Raw genomic sequence first — 17,522 nt, 5'->3', positions numbered from 1 at the left:
GAGAAGGAGCCAAACGACATGGGTCGGCCGGATGAGGGCCACGACGGCGCGCCGTCGAAGGAATCCACGGGCCACGGTTCCCACGAGGTGGTGGCGGGTTCCGACGGCCACGCGGTAGCGGAGTCCGACAGCCACGCGGTGAAGAAGGACTACACCGAGGCCGAACTCGACGCGATGACGCGCGACGAGCTGGTCAAGCTCGGCACCGAGCGGGACGGCGTCGACGTCGCCTACCGGCGTGAGCGGTTCCCGGTTCCGGGCACCCGCGCCGAGAAGCGCGCCGAGCGCGCGGTCGCGTTCTGGTTCGCTGTCTCCGGCATCGCCGCGGCGGCGCTGGTCGGCGTGTACCTGTTCTGGCCGTGGAAGTTCAAGCCGTCCGACGAGGAAGGCCACACCGCCTACTCGCTGTTCACTCCGCTGGTCGGTGTCACCTTCGGCGTCTCGGTGCTGGTCATCGGTGTCGCGGTGGTGCTGATCCGCAAGATGTTCATCCCCGCCGAGCTGTCCATCCAGGACCGCCACGACGGCCCGTCGCCCGAGGTCGAGCGCCGCACCCTGGTCGCCGAGCTCACCGACGCGCTGGAAACCTCCACGCTGGCCCGCCGCAAGCTGATCACCCGCACCGCCGGTGCCGGCGTCGGCGTGCTCGGCATCGGCGCGCTGCTGGTGTTCGTCGGCGGCATGGTGAAGAACCCGTGGGCCAAGCGGGAGAAGTCGCCGCTGTGGGTCTCGGGCTGGACCCCGGACTTCGAGGGCGAGACCATCTACATCCGTCGCGACACCGGTCGCCCGGAGGACGTCGTGCTCGTCCGTCCCGAGGACATGGACGCGGGCGGCATGGAGACGGTGTTCCCGTGGAAGGAGAAGTGGCGCGGCGACGAGCACGCCACGCTCCAGTCGCTGCGCGGTATCCGCAACGCGGTCATGATGATTCGCCTGCGCACCGAGGACGCGCAGAAGGCGATCAAGCGTAAGGGCCAGGAGAGCTTCAACTACGGCGACTACTTCGCCTACTCGAAGATCTGCACCCATCTCGGTTGCCCGACGTCGTTGTTCGAGTCGCAGACCAACAAGATCCTCTGCCCCTGCCACCAGTCGCAGTTCCTGGCGACCGAATGGGGTAAGCCGGTCTTCGGTCCCGCCGCTCGCGCACTGCCGCAGCTGCCGATCACCGTCAACTCCGAGGGCTACCTGGTCGCCAACGGCGACTTCATCGAGCCGCTCGGCCCGGCCTACTGGGAGCGTCGTTCATGAGCCCTTCTGTCGCCGCACAGGCCAATGAGATGGACGAGCGGTATCAAGCCGCTGCGTTCATGAAGCGGTCGATCAACAAGGTCTTCCCGACCCACTGGTCGTTCCTGCTCGGTGAGATCGCGCTGTACGCGTTCATCATCCTGCTGCTGTCGGGTGTCTACCTGACGCTGTTCTTCGATCCGTCGATGACCGAGGTCGTCTACAACGGCTCGTACCAGCCGCTGCGTGGTGTCACCATGTCGCGGGCGTACGAGACGTCGCTGAACATCACCTTCGAGGTGCGTGGCGGTCTGTTCGTCCGCCAGGTGCATCACTGGGCCGCGCTGCTGTTCGCGGCGTCGATCATCGTGCACCTGTTCCGCATCTTCTTCACCGGCGCGTTCCGCAAGCCGCGTGAGGCGAACTGGGTGATCGGCTCGCTGCTGCTGATCCTGGCGATGTTCGAGGGCTTCTTCGGTTACTCGCTGCCCGACGACCTGCTGTCCGGCACCGGTCTGCGGGCCGCGTTCGGCGGTATCACGATGAGTATCCCGATCGCGGGCACCTGGATGCACTGGCTGATCTTCGGCGGGGACTTCCCCGGCACGATCATCATCCCGCGCCTCTACATCGCGCACGTGCTGCTGCTGCCCGGCATCATCCTGGCCTTGATCGCCGCGCACGTCGCGCTGGTCTGGTACCAGAAGCACACCCAGTTCCCGGGGCCGGGCCGTACCGAGAACAACGTGGTCGGCGCCCGCATCATCCCGGTGTTCGCCGCGGACCAGGGCGCGTTCTTCGCCTTCACCCTCGGCATCATCGGCATCATGGGCGGCTTGTTCCAGATCAATCCGATCTGGAACCTGGGTCCCTACAACCCGTCTCAGGTCTCCGCGGGTTCGCAGCCGGACTTCTACATGATGTGGACCGACGGCCTGGCCCGTCTCATGCCGCCGTGGGAGCTCTACCTGGGTCGCTACACGGTTCCCGCCGTGTTCTGGGTCGCGTTGATCATGGGCCTGGTGTTCACGGTGCTGATCATGTACCCGTGGATCGAGAAGCGGCTGACCGGCGACACCGCAGGCCACAACCTGCTGCAGCGTCCGCGCGACGTGCCGGTGCGTACCGCGATCGGCGCCATGTCGATCGGCTTCTACGTCGTGCTGACCCTGTCGTGCGTCAACGACATCGTCGCGCTGAAGTTCGACATCTCGTTGAACGCGACCACCTGGATGGGCCGCATCGGCATCCTGGTCGTGCCGCCGCTGGCGTACTTCATCGCCTACCGGTTCTGCATCGGCCTGCAGCGCAGCGACCGGGCGGTGCTCGAGCACGGCATCGAGACCGGCGTGATCAAGCGCCTGCCGCACGGTGAGTACATCGAGGTGCACCAGCCGCTCGGCCCGGTCGACGACCACGGCCACCCGATCCCGCTGGAGTACCAGGGCGCGACCGTCCCGAAGAAGATGAGCAAGCTCGGCCTGGCCGGCAAGCCCGGCACTGGCAGCTTCCTGCGCGCGGACCCGTGGCAGGAGAGCGAGCAGCACTTCGAGACCGAGCACGCCGAAGAGCACAAGCAGCTCAAGGTGTTGCAGGCGCGTCAAGAAAAAGAGCATGGTGGCAAGCACAGCCACTGATAGCTGAACAGCAAAGGCCCCGAGTCGGTTTCGACTCGGGGCCTTTGCGTTGGGTCCTGCCCTCGGCGACCCAGCGAAATCAGTTGCCGCATTGGTGAAACGAAAGGCCCCGAGTCGAATCAGACTCGGGGCCTTCGCTTTCAGGATCTACAACCGCGGCGCACTGCGGCGGGAGGCCTCGATCGCCTCGAACTTCGCCAGGTTGTGGCGGGCGTCGGCGAGCGCGTCGTGCGCGTCCGGTGGCACGGGCGGCAGCTCGGGGCGGCCGTGCGCGTCCCAGTGCTGGCGCAGCTCGTTGGTGTAGCGGGGGAGGGCGGTGGGCAGGTCGACCATGGAACCCCACAGCTGGCACAGCGCCACGTGGTCGTACGCGCCGACCCAGGCCCACAGCTCCGGCACCACCGACGAGCGCGGCACCAGGAACTTGTACAGGTCGTCGCGGATCTGCTTCCTGCTGCGCCACAGCGGCGAGGAGGGCGAGGGCAGCTGCGGCAGCACGTGCCTGCGCACCCATGGGCCCGCCCGCTCGGGATCGAATTCGGTGGACACCGCGTAGTATTCGCGCCCGTCCTCGCACACGACACCGATGGAGACCAGGTCGATGACGACCCCGTCCTCGATGAATTCGCAGTCATAAAAGTATCGAAGCGAGATCGGTCTACTCCTCAGCAATTCGGCACGGCGCCCGATGTGGCGCCGGAGCTACCTCCGAACAATCACCCTAGGTGGCCGGGGGCTCGGTTTGGCAGCCGGGCTCGGATCCCGAACCGCGATGACCAGGGGTGGCCCGTGCCACCCGTGTGGTGGGTACCGCCCGAGTCCGAGTGGTCCGTATTCTGAACGGGTGAACTGGACCGTGGACGTGCCGATCGATCGCCTGCCGGAACTGCCGCCGCTGCCTACCGAGTTGCGTAGGCGGTTGGACGAGGCGCTGTCCCGCCCCGCCTTGCAGCAGCCGTCGTGGGATCGCGAGCAGGCCGCGCAGATGCGCACCGTGCTGGAGAGCGTGCCGCCGATCTGCGTGCCGGCCGAGGTGGAGGACCTGCGCGCGCAGCTCGCCGAGGTGGCGCGTGGTGAGGCGTTCCTCATGCAGGGCGGCGACTGTGCCGAGACGTTCGCCGACAACACCGAGCCGCACATCCGCGGCAACATCCGCACGCTGCTGCAGATGGCCGTCGTGCTCACCTACGGCGCGAGCCTGCCGGTGGTCAAGGTGGCCCGGATCGCCGGCCAGTACGCGAAACCGCGCTCCTCCGATACGGATTCGCTCGGCCTCAAGTCCTACCGGGGCGACATGGTCAACGCGCTGGTCGCCGATGCCGCGCAGCGCGAGCACGACCCGTCCCGGCTGGTGCGCGCCTACGCCAACGCCAGTGCGGCGATGAACCTGGTGCGCGCGCTGACCGGCGCGGGCATGGCCGATCTGCACAAGGTGCACGACTGGAACCGTGACTTCGTCGCCAAGTCGCCCGCCGGTGCTCGCTACGAGGCGCTGGCCGAGGAGATCGACCGCGGCCTCGCCTTCATGACCGCCTGCCGGGTGAACGACCCGAGCCTGAGCTCGGCCCGCATCTACGCCAGCCACGAGGCCCTGGTCCTCGACTACGAGCGCGCCATGCTGCGCCTCAGCGAGAACGCCGCGGGCGAGCCGGTGCTGTACGACCTATCCGCACACTTCCTGTGGATCGGCGAGCGGACCAGGCAGCTCGACGGCGCGCACATCGCGCTCGCCGAACTGATCGCCAACCCGATCGGCCTGAAGATCGGCCCGACGACCACGCCCGATATGGCCGTGGAGTACGTCGAGCGGCTCGACCCGAACAACGAGCCCGGCCGGCTGACCATCGTCTCGCGGATGGGCAACGGCAAGGTCCGCGACGTGCTGCCGCCCATCATCGAGAAGGTCCAGGCCACCGGCCACCAGGTGATCTGGCAGTGCGACCCTATGCACGGCAACACCCATGAGGCCTCCACCGGTTTCAAGACCCGCCACTTCGATCGCATCGTCGACGAGGTCCAGGGCTTCTTCGAGGTGCACCACGCCCTCGGCACCCACCCCGGCGGCCTGCACATCGAACTCACCGGCGAAGACGTCACCGAATGCCTCGGCGGCGCCCAGGATATCTCCGACCTCGACCTCTCCGGCCGCTACGAAACCGCCTGCGACCCCCGCCTCAACACCCAGCAGTCGCTGGAACTCGCCTTCCTCGTCGCCGAAATGCTGCGCTGAACAAGGGTTTTCCGAGGTAACTGTCTAGGGCAGGGCGACCAAGGACACGGTGTTGCCCGCCTCGATGTTGGCGCCGACGGCCGGGGTCTGCGAGACAATGAGTGAACTGTCGCTTGCGACAAGCTGTTTCACCTCGACCTGAACGCCGAGGGATTGCAGCTTGGCCCTGGCGTTGGCGACGGTCCAGCCGCGGACGTCGGGCATCTTCAAGGCGTTGGAGACGAGCAGGGCCACACCGTCACCGGATTGGATGGTGGTGCCCGCGGCCGGATCGGTGCCGATCGCCTTGTCCGCATCGATGGTGCGGTCGAACTGAGACCTGTTCTCGCGCACCATGATTCCGGCGTCAGTGAGAATTTTGGTGGCCTCGGCGGTGGTTTTCCCACGCACGTCGGGCACCTTCACCGGCTGAGAACCCTTGCTGCGGTACACCTTTACCTGCCCGCCCATCGGGAGGACGGTGCCGGGACCCGGATCGGTCTTGGCCAGCGACCCTTTCGGCGCGGAGTTGCCGATTTCACCGGAGTCCACCGGTTGCAGCCCCGCGTCGCGAATCAGCTGGTTGACCTTGGTGATCGGATCACCCGGCTGCACATCGGGCACCTTCGGCTTGCCGCTGGACACCAGGACCGCGACCGTCGAGCCCTTGGTGACCCGCGAACCCGCCGACGGATCGCTGCCGACCACCCCGCCGACGGGAATGATGTCCGACGCCTTCTGCCGAATCTGGGTCTCGAACCCGGCATCCCGCAGCGCGGCGACCGCGCGGTCGGAGTCCATCCCGGCGATCGCCGGCACCGGCGAATATCGGCCAACGCCCAGCCACCAGCCGCCGACCCCGACGACCAGCGTGAGAATCACCACAATGGCGATCCACACCCACGTCATCCGGCGCGATTTGACCCGGTCGGGCGCGTACGCCTGATACGGCGACGCCGCATGCTGCTGCCGTACCGGCTGCTGCTGGTAGTCGTCGGGCGGACCGTAATCCACCCGCGGCCGCGGCGCGGTGACCACCTTGGTGTGCTGCACCGTCTGCGGCGTGTACGGCTCCGGCGCGTGCATCGCCGCGGGCGCGGCGGCCGGCGTGGCGATCCGATAGCTCGCGCTCAAATGCTCGGCCGACTCCTGCGGCGCGGGCACCCGGTACGGCGGCAGGTTCAGCTTCGCGCCGATCTGCCGCAGCGCCGCCGCCATCTCGTTGGCGTCGGCGTACCGGTGCGCGGGCTCGCGCGCGGTCGCCTTGGCGACCAGCTCGTCGAACTCCGGCGGCACACCCGAGATGAACCGGCTCGGGCTCGGCACATCGTTCTCGATCCGCTGATACGCCACCGATAGCGAGGTGTCTCCGGTGAACGGAACTTTTCCGGTCAACAGCTCGAAGATCAGCACGCCGAACGAATACACATCGCTGCGCGCGTCGGCTGTGCCGGTGGTCACCTGTTCGGGGGACAGGTACGCGGCAGTGCCGAGAATCACGCTGGCAGAAGTGGTGTTGGCCGCGGCCACTGCGCGAACCAGGCCGAAGTCGGCGATCTTCACCTCGCCGTTGTCGGAGATCAGCACGTTCTCCGGTTTCACGTCCCGGTGCACCAGCCCCGCCGAATGCGCGACGCCGATCGCCGCGAGCACCGGTTCGGCCACCGCGCGCACCGCGTGCGGCGGCATCGGGCCGCGTTCGCGCAGCAACTCGCGCAGCGTGCCGCCCTCGACCAACTCCATGATCAGGAACGGATACTCACCGTCGACGCCCTGGTCGTACACCGCGACCAGCGAGGAATGCTTCAGCTTGGCGACCGCACGAGCCTCGAACTCGAACCGGGACAGGAACTGCGGATCACCGGCGAACTTCGGGTCCATCACCTTGATGGCCACCGGCCGATCAAGTCGGGTGTCGACGCCCCGGAAGACCATCGACATGCCGCCGCGGGCGATCGGCGCATCGATGCGATAGCGCCCTTCCAGCATCTGGCCGATCAATTGATGTCCTCCGGCTTTCACAAAGTTCTCACCCCTCGCGGTTGATCCCACAAGTGATCGACCGCCCCGTGCGGCCCTCACGATGGTATCGACCAAACGCACCCGGGTGTCTCACGACTTGCTGCGGGTGACCGTCTACCGTTATCCGCGTGAGTGCATTTCCCTGCAGTGATGATGTCCTTCCGGAGTCCGTGGCAGTGCTGCCGCTGCCCGAGGTGGCAGACAAGCTCGGGCTCGTGGTGACCCGCGTCCATCAGATGCTGCGTGACCACCAGCTACTCGCCGTCCGCCGCGACGGCGTCGTCAGCGTCCCCGAACGCTTCTTCGACCAAGAAGGCGTAGTCAGGTTCCTGCCCGGCCTGATCACCGTGATGAAGGACGCCAAATACACCGACGAGGAGATCCTGGAATGGATCTTCACCGAGGACGACAGCCTCCCCGGCACCCCCGTCGACGCTCTGCACGGCCCCCTCGCCCGCGAGGTCATCCGCCGAGCCGCCGCCGACCCCTTCTGACTAACTGCCGGAGATCCGCACCCTCTCTCAAGACCCGCACCCGCTGCGACGCCCAGAGTCGGTGCGGACCCCGATCCTGCGCGCAGATCCTCCCCGCCGGCGGACAGTGCTGTCCCGCGCGAACGAAAACGATGCGTGGCCTCCAACTCGCCACGTGGGCAACGGAATCCGCACCTCAACTCGGGATCGGCACCGGGTTTAGGGCCCTATTCCGAGTGCAGATCCCGAGTTAGAGTGCAGATCTTCGGCGCTTAGGTGTGCTTGCTCGGAGGGGCGTACTTGTCCGAGTGCTGAGCACGTCAGGTGGGGTCCCCGACCTTCCGCAACTTGGGATGGGCAAGGTGTCGGTTCCAGCGTGCGGTTGGCCTCATCGAGGCGAGTCGAATGGTTGCTCGTAGAGATCAACTAGCGACCATTTGACTCGCCTCGGCGGCGGCTGTTTCCAGCGGGGGCGTAGCGCTGCGGTGGTGAACTGCATTGCTGCTACGCCGAGGCGCTGGTGGCCGGGGACTACCGCGCGGTGGCTGAAGATGGCGTAGCCGGAGTCTTCTATGCGGTTGAGGATGCTTGCGTAGAGCATGGCGGCGGTGCGAATGGCGGGACGGACTCGTGGTTCGAGCAGGTCGATGCCGGGTTCAGCGTGGCGGTAGATGTCGCGGTTGAGGGCGATCAGGTGTGTGAGGGCACGGCGGACGCGGGGGTCGGTGCGTTGCGTGCGGTGGCAGTGCGCGAGCAGGTCGTGGTCGACTCCGAACGCGGCGAGTTCGTCGGCGGGCAGGTACACCCGGTCGCGATCCAGGTCTTCCGCGACATCGCGCAGGAAGTTGGTCAGCTGGAACGCCTCGCCGAGCGCGGCGGCCGCCGGTTCCGCCTCGGCGATCGGCACCACGGTGCCCAGCACCGGTAGGACTTGCAGGCCGATGGCCGCGGCCGAGCCGCTCATGTATTCGTGCAGATCGGCCATGGTGGCGTAACGATCACGGAACCGCGGGGTGCCGGGGGCGTCCATCCGCATGGAGTCCAGGAAAGTCCAGAAGTGTTGGGCCGCAATGTTATAGCGGCGTATAGTGTCGGCTACCGCAAGCAGGACCAGGCCGCGCCGGTACTGACTCGCAGCTTCCGGTGCCGGTCGCCGCAGCGGAGCCGCCGACATGGACGAACGCGATGGCTCCGGCGAGATCCCCAGCACTCCGGTGGCATCGGTCAGCTTCTGCGCCATCGGTGAAACTCCGAGTGGCTGAGCGGCATTGGTTGCCTCCCGCGACTCGAGCGAGACGCCGAGCGGCCAGGTCGCGTCGATTGTCTCCCGTGTCTCCAGTGCGATCCGCAGCTGCTTCTCGATCAGGTCGAGCTCATCGCCTGGGCTGGGCGCGAGCGTTCCGCCCGGATCGAGCGCTCCGCCGCGGCCGTGCTCGGGCAGCTCCCGTACCTGACTCGGATAACGCTGTGCCACATCGATTTCCGCGTGGTCAACGATATCGTCGACCACTCTCGCGAACGCGTACAACGCATGCACCGCCGGTCGACGCTCGGCCGACAGCAACCGGGTTGCCAGAAAGTAGGTCCGCCCGTGCGCTGCCGCGATCTGCCTGCATTCGCGATACGCAGCGGCGAGCTCGGGGTGCGGCGTGCCGCCGATCATGGCCGAGCGGGCGCGGCCGGGTCGATGCTCGGCGGTGTGGCTCGCAATCGCAGCGGATCCACCTTGCGCAGCGACATCGCCGCCACCACGGCGGCGAAGGTCGCCAAGGCCACGTGCCAGAAGCTGTACAACCCGATCGAGCCGTCCGGGTTGAAGACCAGCATCAGCCAGGTACACAGGCCGACCAGCACCATCAAGGTCGTGGTGGACAACGCGAACCCGGCGGCGAGCGCCAGTGGCCACGAGTAGTACCAGGGCAGCGCGGCGGGGGACAGGATGACGATCCCCACGAACGCGATCAGGATGCCGAGCACCGCCTCGCGCTCGCTGTGCCGGAATCGCCACCAGGTCCAGACGAGCATGACGACCAGCGCCACCATGCACAGCATTCTGATCGGATCGAGCAGCTTGTCGGGGTTCAGCGGCGTCACCCAGGTGATGACATCCCGGATGAGGGTCGGCAGCGAGAGCCACTGGATGATCTTCTTGGACCCGGATAGTGCGGTCAGCCAGCCGATGCCGACACCGGCGATGGCCGAAGCGGCCGCGAAGACCGCGGCGAACACGGTCAGGGCAAGCCCGGCGATCTTGGCGAACATCAGCGCCGGATGCCGCATGTCCTCGGTGGGTTCGGCGGCATCGTGCGGCCGTTCACTCTCCGGCAGGTTCTCCGGATCGCGCCCGGCGCGGCGCGCGGCACGCTTCTCGCGTTCGTGCAGCATCCAGATCCACACCAGGAATGGCAACGCGACACCGGCGGTCGCCTTGATCGCCACTCCGATCGAGAGCACCACGATGCCCGCGACGTGGTGGCGTTCCAGCACCAGCGCGATGGCCGCGCACATCAGGCCGACCATCAGCATCTCGTTGTGCACACCACCCCAGAGGTGGATCAGCACCAGCGGGTTGAGCACCGCGAGCCACAGCGCGACCGTCGGCTTGCCGCCGAGGTGCTTGGTCAGATAAGGCACCGCCCACATCATCAGCGCGAGGCCGGGCAGCATGACCAGGCGCATCGCGATGGTGCCCGCGACCACATTGTCGCCGGTGATGCTGGTGATGCCGCGGCCGAGCAGCAAGAAGATCGGGCCGTACGGCGCGGTGGTGAGTTTCCACACCGGGCTCACGTTGTCGAGCAGCACGCCGGGGTTCGCGACCGGTCCGACGACGTAGGGATCGAAGCCGTCGCGCAGCAGCGCGCCCTGCGCCAAGTACGAGTAGACGTCCTGGCTGAACATGGGCACGGCGAACAGCAGCGGAGTGATCCAGATACCGACGATCACGCGCAACTCGTTGAGCGTCACTCCGGCGTCGACCCGATCGTCGCGCCCGATCGTGGTGCGGCCGAGTCGCACCCACGCGGCGATCATCAGCAGCACGCCGATCCAGACGACGATCGTCGACAGCGCGTACCCGTGGCCGAACCGTAGCCAGGACAGGTGCAGCGCCTCGAGTATCGGGTCGCGCTTGCGGGTGCTGCCCGCGCCGAAGCCGCCGAAGGTGATCATGATCGCGCCGTAGCAGCCGAGCATCGCGGCATGCCCTTCCGGGCTGCGCAGGAACAGGGTGACGGTACGCATCCGCGACCGTGCACTCGGTGGCTCGGCGGGGGCCGATTCGCGTTTCGCCGCGATGTTCGGTGCGTGGCCGGTGATTTCGGTCAATGTGGCCTCTGCGGCGTGCGTTTCGGGGGAAGCCATCTGGTGTCGGTCCCCCCGAATGGTCAGCGGTCGCAACCGCGAGTGAATAGGTCGGCGCCTAGTTTACGGCGTCGCCGGGAACACTATCTCGCTGGTACGCGCGGTTTCATCTCGAGCGGGCCGGTCTAGCCGGTAATGCGGGTTGCCGCCAGTTTTCCAGACAGCAGCGTGGTCGGCACCCCTACGCCCGGGGTGGTGCCGCAACCGGCGATAACTACATTGTCGCTGGTGCGCGGAAAATTGCGCGAACGAAATGGCCCGGTTTGCCGGAAGAGGTGGGCCGCGGAGAACGGTGTGCCGGCCAGCAGGCCTTGATCGCGCCAGGTTTGTGGGGTGTCGAGATGGTCGACGGTGAAATGCGCGGCAATGCCCGGGTAACCGCGTACTTCCAGCACTTGGAGCAGTTCACGCAGGTAAGCGGGGCCGATTCGGGGCCAGTCCAGGGGAGCGGCGTCCAGATTCGGACAGGGGGCCAATAAAGAGAATGGTTCGTGCTGTCCGTCCGGGCGAGTGATGTAGAGGCCGGGGTCGGTGAGTGCGGGGCGGGTGAGCAATAACGACGGGTCGGTCATCAACTGGCCACGCCGACCGGCGATCTCCGCGAACGTCTTGTCCCACGCCGCCCCGAAGTCGATGGTGTGGTGCGCCTGGATGGGCCAGGTGCGGGCCACCTCGGCGGGCACCGTGCCGTGTGCGACGACCGCGGAGGGCGCGGCCCGCAACCCGCGGCGACGCCGCACGCCGAAGCGGTCGATGGAGCCGAGATCGACGGTCAGCACCAGGGCATCGCAGTCGAACGTGCGACCGTCGGCGGTGCGCACGCGCTCGGCTCGTCGCCTCGCGTAGTCCACTCCGGTCACCTCGGTGCCCAGCTCGAGCGTCCCGCCCGCCGCCGTGAACGCCTCGGCCATGGCTGTCGCGATCGCCCGCATACCGCCTTCGGGAAAGTAGACGCCGAGCGAGGTGTCCATGTGCGGGATAGCGCCGTACACCGCAAGCGCCTCGGCGGGCGGCAGGCCCGCGTACAGCGCCTGGAAGGTGAACAACCGGGCCAGCCGCGGATCCCGCAGGATCCGGCCGACCCGGCGACCGAGCCTGCCGAACCCGCCCAGGCGCACCAAAGCCGCTAGCGCACGGCGCTTTTCGGGCATCCGGACCATGTCCAGTGGCGAATCGAAGTTGGTGTCCATGAACTCGGTGAACTCGGCCGCGTAGATCCGCGCCAGCCAATCCCGCAGCCGTCGATAGCGACGCGCCTCCGCAGGGCCGCAGACCCGCGCGACCTCCTCGGCCATGGCGTCGGGGTCGGCGAACACCCGCAGCGTGGCCCCGTCGGCGAATGCGGCGTGATAACTGGGCGCCAACTGATGAATACGCAGCGCGGGCTTGCAGGTCTCGGGTGTCCGGCCGACCGCGGCCAGCGCATCGGTGATCAGCTCGGGCAGCGTCAACACGGTTGCACCGGAATCGATCTCGTAATCCGGCCCCTGATAGCGCCCGACGCGCCCGCCGGGATGATCGGCCCGCTCGATCAGGGTGACCTTGCGTCCGGCGCCGGTGAGGTACAGCGCGGCGGAGAGCCCGGCCAGCCCGGCGCCGACCACGACCACGCGATCCGTTGGTCCGGCAACGGTTTTCATCGGACGGGCAGTGACCAGATCGGAGGCGATCGGCATTTCCTGATCGAGCTGCGCCCGATCGATCGGCGCGGCAACGTCTTTCATCAGATTCCCCTCTTCGCGGCACGTGCCGGTTCGGCCTCGATCAGGATTACCCGCTCTGCCACAACCGCTTTCACGCAGCGCGCATGGTCGCCGCCAATGCCATGGCGCGCAACCGCTCTTTCGCGGCCGGTGTCGCCGTGCTGGTTTCGATGGCGGCCAGCCCGGCGTCGGTGAGCTCGCTGATCCGGCGTTCCACCTCGTCGACCGCGCCGAGTTCGGTGATGACGTCGCGCAGCTTGGCCACTTCCTCCGCACCGAGATCGGTGCCGATGCTGGTGCGCAGCAGCTTCGCCGCGGCCGGATCGGCCACGTCGGCCCTGGCCAGCGCCTCGGCGAGCAGCACGGTGCGCTTGCCCTCGCGCAGATCGTCGCCGGAGGGTTTACCGGTGACGGCGGGATCGCCGAACACCCCCAGCAGGTCGTCGCGCAGCTGGAAGGCGATGCCGATGTCGGTGCCGAAGAGACGGTAGGCGTCGATCAGGCCCTGATCCGCGTCGGCGATGGCCGCACCCAGGTGCAACGGGCGCTCGACGGTGTAGGCGGCGGTCTTGTACCGGTTGATCCGCAGCGCGGCCTCGACCGACTCGTCGGCCCCCGCCTCGCCGTGGATGTCGAGCAGTTGGCCGCCGAGCACCTCGGTGCGCATGCCGGCCCACACCGGCGCGAACCGGGCGATCGCCGCCGGGGCGAGCCCGGAGGTGTGCACCATGTCATCGGCCCAGGCCAGCGCCAGATCGCCGACCAGGATCGCGACGCTGGCGCCGAAGTGCGCGGAGTCACCCGCCCAGCCGCGGTCGCGGTGGCGCTGCTCGAAGTCGACGTGCACCGTCGGGAAGCGGCGCCGGGTGCGCGAGGAGTCGATGATGTCGTCGTGGATCAGCGCGCAGGCCTGCACGAGTTCCAGCGCCGCGCACGCGGTCAGCACCGCATCGGCGGCCGGGCCGTCGGCGTCGCCGCCCGCGCCGAGCCAGCCGGTCCAGGCGAACGCCGGCCTGGTGCGCTTGCCGCCGCGCAGCACGAACAGTTCCAGCGCGTCCGCGGCCTCCACGAAGACCGGGCCGAGTTCCTCGACCATGCCGCGCCGGGTGGCGAAGAACCTGGTCAGTGCGTCTTCCACGGCGGTGACGAAGGCGGGCGTCCCTGGCTGTGCTGCGATGAGCTCGGCCGCCGAGGTGCGGTGAGGCGTCTGGATACCGGGTCCGGCGGACAGGGGAGCCTCCAAAGTCGTGCGGTGGGTAGGCGCGGAGCACTACTGGTTCGGTCCGAAGAATACGCGTACTCGTCGGTACGACCAGTGGGGCCCGCCACCGCTCACCACTACACTGAACCGGTGACTTTCGACAATGCACGGGGACGCTCGACCCCAGGCCGTCCGCCCCGGACGCACCCGGACGTCTCGGCGACACCTTCGGTTGTCCAGAGTCTGCGGGCCCACTCCAGCGCCTCGGTGCCGTTCTCCGTCGAGTTCAATCCGCCGCGCGACGCCGCCAACGAGGCCAGGCTGTGGCGGGCCGTTCGCCAGTTCGAGCGGATGCATCCCGCGTTCGTCTCGATGACCTACGGCGCGGGCGGGTCGACTCGCGATCGCACCGTGCGGGTCACCGGCGAGCTCGCGCAGCAGACCACCCTGCTGCCGGTGGCGCACCTGACTGCCGTGGAGCACAGCCTGTCCGAATTGCGTTCGCTGGTCGGCTCTTACGCCGACTCCGGCATCCGCAACATCCTGGTGCTGCGCGGCGACCCGCCCGGCGACCCGCTCGGCGAATGGCAGCAGCATCCCGAGGGTGTCGCCTACGCCGAGGAGTTGGTGCGCATCGTGCGCGACCTCGGCGACTTCCATGTCGGCGTCGCGTCGTTCCCGCAGGGTCACCACCGTTCGCCGGATCTGGACTCCGACACCGCGTACCTGGCCGCGAAACTGCGTGCGGGCGCGGAGTATTCGATCACCCAGATGTTCTTCGACGTCGAGCACTACCTGCGGCTGCGGGACCGGATCGCGAAGTTCGACCCGATCGAGGGCGCCAAGCCGATCATCCCCGAGCTGATGCCGATCACCTCGCTGCGCACGGTGGCCAGGGCCGAGGAGCTGTGCGGCCGCGCGCTGCCGTCGTCGGTGCTCGAGCGGCTGAACAAGGCCGCGGGCGACGCGCCTGAAGGGAATCAGGCTGCGGTGCGCGAGGTCGGCATCGAGATCGCCACCGAGATGGCCCAGCGGCTCATCGACGAGGGCGCGCCCTGCCTGCACTTCATCACGCTGAACTTCGCGAAGGCGACCACCGAGGTGCTCACCAACCTCGGCTACGGCGTCACCGCCGCGCCGATCAGCGCCTGAGCACACACTGCCGTCGCGAGCAGCGCTAAGCCACACATCGCCGCACGCCTCCTGATTTCCTGCACCTGAATTCGCATGCGATTCCAAGTGCCGAAAGCCAAAAGACGTGCGGCGGCGGGATTACCAGCCGGGGGATCCGGCGAGCGGGACGTTGACGTAGCTGGGTGCTGCCGGATCCAGTTGCAGGTGTTGGGGTTTGAGCTCGGTCGCGTCCAGCATCGGGCGGATGGGCAGGCCCTTCGGGTAGTTGCCCGCGAAGATGTCCACCCGAAGCCGGTGTCCCGGCTGCAGTATCGCGTCGGTGGGGGCGAGGCCGAGGTCGAGTTGGGTGGGCTGGCCGGGGACCATGGGCTGCCTGGCGGCGAGGGACATCAGCGGGAACGGATCGGTGTAGGCGCCGTCGGGTGAGCGGCGGCTCTTCTCGTCGTCGACGGCGCGCATCGAGGACATCAGCTGGCCGGTGCTCAGGGTCACCGAACGGCCGTCGGGGGCAACATCATTCAGCGTCGCGGTCCAGTAGCCGTCGGTGGCGTCGTGCACGGTGTTCAGGTGCACCGCGATCGGCCCGGAGATGGGCGTCGGCTCGGCGACCGGCGGGCTGGTGAAGCTCAGCCCGCTGAGTTCTTGCACTCTGGCGTCTTTGCCGCAGCCGGAGAAGACGAGGATGCCCGCGGTGCCCTGGACCGAATCGGACGAGCAGAGGCTGGCCAGCCCCGGCGCGACGGAGAGTCGGGTCGTCTCGGAAGTCGGTTCGGCGGTGAGACTTCCGTCATGCACGCTGGTGTTCGTAGTGCCGCTCGGTGTCGCCGACAGATATAGCCGCCGGTGGCTCGCCTCGGCGCGCGGGAACTGCTCGTTGCTGGTCCAGCCTGCGCCCTGCTGCCACATCGTCACCGGGCCGTAGCCGTCGATGCCGTTGTCGATGCCCTTGAGCCACTTGTCGAACCAGGCTCGCGTGAGCACGTCGATGCGCGGCGGTTCGCCGGGCCTGCCACGCATGTCGAAGCCCGCGTTCACGTGGTAGCTGTTGCCCATGATCAGCTGCTTCTGGCCGGGCGGCAGCGGAATGTCTTGGTAAATACGGGGTTCGCCGTTGGCGAAGTTGTCGTGCCAGCCGCCGATCACCAGGGTGGGCACGGTGATGCGTTCGGGATGCCCGAGCCAGGCCTGGCGGATCGGACTGTCCGGGTCGAGGACGCTGTGCAGCTGTGGCTGAATGGAGTCGAACGAGTCGGTGCCCATGGTCTGAATTCCCACGTCCATGAACGACATCGGGCTGGCCAGCCGGTCGGCCAGCCACTGCATATCGAACTTGCCCTGCACCAGCGACACGAGATCCGGCATGAACTTGGCCGCGTTCACCGCGAGCAGGTAGGGCAGCAGGATGCCGATGGCCGCGCCGCCCGGGGCGATCATGTCGCGCACCAGATCGTTACCCGGCACCACCGGAACGATGGCTTTCAGTGCGGGCGGTTGCTTTTCGGCCGCCTGCACCTGATTGATCCCGGAGTAGGAGGCGCCGGTCATCCCGATCTTGCCGTCCGACCACGGTTGCGCCGCCGCCCAGGCGATGACCTCGGGGGTATCCTGCTGGTCCTTCGGGCCCCAGGGCTCCCAGATCCCTTGGGAGAAGCCGGTTCCGCGCACATCGACCACCACCTGGGTGTAACCGCTGCGAATCAGGTTGGGGTCCACCGCGAAAGCGCGCCCGAACCCGCCGCCCGCCACCCTGGTCGCGTCGGTCAGCGCCTCCAACGGCGTACCGGGCAACTCGAAGTCACGCAGGAACCCGACGATCGCGTCGGACAGCACCGGCACCGACAGCGCCGTCTGCGCGATCATCGACAACAACTTGGTGTAGGGCGTCAGGTTCACGATCGTCGGTAGCGGCGTGCTGACGGGTCCGTTCGCGTCCGCCGGGCGGTACACATTAGCCTTCAGCACGGTGCCGTCGCTCATGGTGATCGGCACGTCCCAGTCGATATGCATCGCCGGATACTGCTGCGGGCCATCGTGTAGCGCCGTCCACGCGGCCGCCCCCTCGGGTGCGGCCGGTACCCCGGGTGCCACCAGCACCTGCGAAACCGTAAGCAGCGCAAGCACTCCGACGAAAACCCTGGTCCACCGGCGGGCTGGAGCAATCCTCATCGATATCCTCCCTCTCCTGATCGGCCAGAAATATACATGCACGCTTGTATGTTTCTGGCCGATTGGCGGAAGTATGTCGATGTGCCCAAGATCGTCGCGCCAACCTGGGCGCCCAGCCGAATACCTGGCTGCGAACAGCCTCGCCCAGCACCCCAGCGCACCCCCTCCGTCGGCGATTGCCGCCCAGCGCCAGATGCGTCCTCCCGCGCATTTCCTTGCCCCACGCGCACGAAATCGCTGACAGTTTCGCGCGCACGAGACAGAAACATGCGCGAAGCACCGCCCGCCGCGTCGTACCGCCGCGCGGCTGTGTCGGCTGCCGCGTATGTATTTGCCTGGTGCGCACGAAATTGCGGGCAGTTTCGTGCGCACCAGGCGAAG

Annotated in this window: 12 protein-coding genes; 5 read left to right on the top strand and 7 right to left on the bottom strand. The window is 67.6% G+C overall.

Annotated elements, in window-relative coordinates:
• The first annotated feature begins 18 nt into the window (after window positions 1-18).
• Together ABZ942_RS14645 and ABZ942_RS14640 are read left to right on the top strand one after the other, a co-directional pair.
• Complete coding sequence (locus tag ABZ942_RS14645; RefSeq protein WP_357381993.1) at window positions 19-1,254, top strand: ubiquinol-cytochrome c reductase iron-sulfur subunit; 1,236 nt, start codon at window positions 19-21, stop codon at window positions 1,252-1,254.
• A complete protein-coding gene (locus ABZ942_RS14640) occupies window positions 1,251-2,870 on the top strand; it encodes a ubiquinol-cytochrome c reductase cytochrome b subunit (RefSeq protein WP_357381991.1) in 1,620 nt (539 codons plus the stop codon). Before ABZ942_RS14645 ends, ABZ942_RS14640 begins: the two co-directional genes overlap by 4 nt.
• 147 nt (window positions 2,871-3,017) lie before the next feature.
• Here the strand turns inward: ABZ942_RS14640 and ABZ942_RS14635 are convergent, their stop codons facing one another.
• Window positions 3,018-3,539, bottom strand: coding sequence for a polyadenylate-specific 3'-exoribonuclease AS (locus ABZ942_RS14635; RefSeq protein ID WP_357383164.1), 522 nt, complete (start codon window positions 3,537-3,539; stop codon window positions 3,018-3,020).
• A 175-nt stretch (window positions 3,540-3,714) separates the two neighbouring features.
• Here ABZ942_RS14635 and ABZ942_RS14630 point away from each other — a divergent pair, with 175 nt between their 5' ends.
• Window positions 3,715-5,100 (top strand): class II 3-deoxy-7-phosphoheptulonate synthase, encoded by a 1,386-nt coding sequence (locus tag ABZ942_RS14630; RefSeq protein ID WP_357381989.1) that lies wholly within the window; start codon window positions 3,715-3,717, stop codon window positions 5,098-5,100.
• A 24-nt stretch (window positions 5,101-5,124) separates the two neighbouring features.
• On the opposite strand, the gene pknB is transcribed toward ABZ942_RS14630, so the two are convergent.
• Complete coding sequence (pknB, locus tag ABZ942_RS14625) at window positions 5,125-7,080, bottom strand: Stk1 family PASTA domain-containing Ser/Thr kinase (RefSeq protein WP_357381987.1); 1,956 nt, start codon at window positions 7,078-7,080, stop codon at window positions 5,125-5,127.
• Window positions 7,081-7,229: 149 nt separating this feature from the next.
• Here pknB and ABZ942_RS14620 point away from each other — a divergent pair, with 149 nt between their 5' ends.
• Window positions 7,230-7,595 carry an Rv2175c family DNA-binding protein gene (locus ABZ942_RS14620; protein WP_357381985.1) on the top strand — a complete coding sequence of 122 codons (366 nt, stop codon included), beginning with the start codon at window positions 7,230-7,232 and terminating at the stop codon, window positions 7,593-7,595.
• A gap of 367 nt (window positions 7,596-7,962) precedes the next feature.
• On the opposite strand, the gene ABZ942_RS14615 is transcribed toward ABZ942_RS14620, so the two are convergent.
• The 4 genes from ABZ942_RS14615 to ABZ942_RS14600 all read right to left on the bottom strand — a co-directional run bounded on the left by ABZ942_RS14615 (window position 7,963) and on the right by ABZ942_RS14600 (window position 13,883).
• The gene (locus ABZ942_RS14615) at window positions 7,963-9,237 is read right to left on the bottom strand and encodes a phytoene/squalene synthase family protein (RefSeq protein WP_357381983.1); all 1,275 of its coding nucleotides are present in this window, start codon (window positions 9,235-9,237) and stop codon (window positions 7,963-7,965) included.
• Window positions 9,234-10,817, bottom strand: coding sequence for an alpha-(1->6)-mannopyranosyltransferase A (locus ABZ942_RS14610; protein WP_357383162.1), 1,584 nt, complete (start codon window positions 10,815-10,817; stop codon window positions 9,234-9,236). Before ABZ942_RS14610 ends, ABZ942_RS14615 begins: the two co-directional genes overlap by 4 nt.
• Window positions 10,818-11,062: 245 nt before the next feature.
• Window positions 11,063-12,577, bottom strand: coding sequence for a phytoene desaturase family protein (gene crtI / locus ABZ942_RS14605; protein ID WP_357383160.1), 1,515 nt, complete (start codon window positions 12,575-12,577; stop codon window positions 11,063-11,065).
• Between the two features lie 154 nt (window positions 12,578-12,731).
• Window positions 12,732-13,883, bottom strand: coding sequence for a polyprenyl synthetase family protein (locus ABZ942_RS14600; protein WP_357381981.1), 1,152 nt, complete (start codon window positions 13,881-13,883; stop codon window positions 12,732-12,734).
• Window positions 13,884-14,108: 225 nt separating this feature from the next.
• Between ABZ942_RS14600 and ABZ942_RS14595 the strand changes: the two genes are divergently transcribed.
• Window positions 14,109-14,993, top strand: coding sequence for a methylenetetrahydrofolate reductase (locus tag ABZ942_RS14595; protein ID WP_357383158.1), 885 nt, complete (start codon window positions 14,109-14,111; stop codon window positions 14,991-14,993).
• A 120-nt stretch (window positions 14,994-15,113) separates the two neighbouring features.
• Here ABZ942_RS14595 and ABZ942_RS14590 read toward each other — a convergent pair whose 3' ends face one another.
• On the bottom strand, window positions 15,114-17,141 hold the full coding sequence (locus tag ABZ942_RS14590; protein WP_357381979.1) for a CocE/NonD family hydrolase: 2,028 nt from the start codon (window positions 17,139-17,141) through the stop codon (window positions 15,114-15,116).
• Window positions 17,142-17,522 lie beyond the last annotated feature (381 nt).

This window comes from Nocardia sp. NPDC046473, from assembly GCF_040645995.1.
In the GTDB taxonomy this organism is placed as follows: Bacteria; Actinomycetota; Actinomycetes; order Mycobacteriales; family Mycobacteriaceae; genus Nocardia.
The sequence above is the reverse complement of the archived record's forward strand: the minus strand, read 5'-3'. Positions and strand labels throughout refer to the sequence as shown.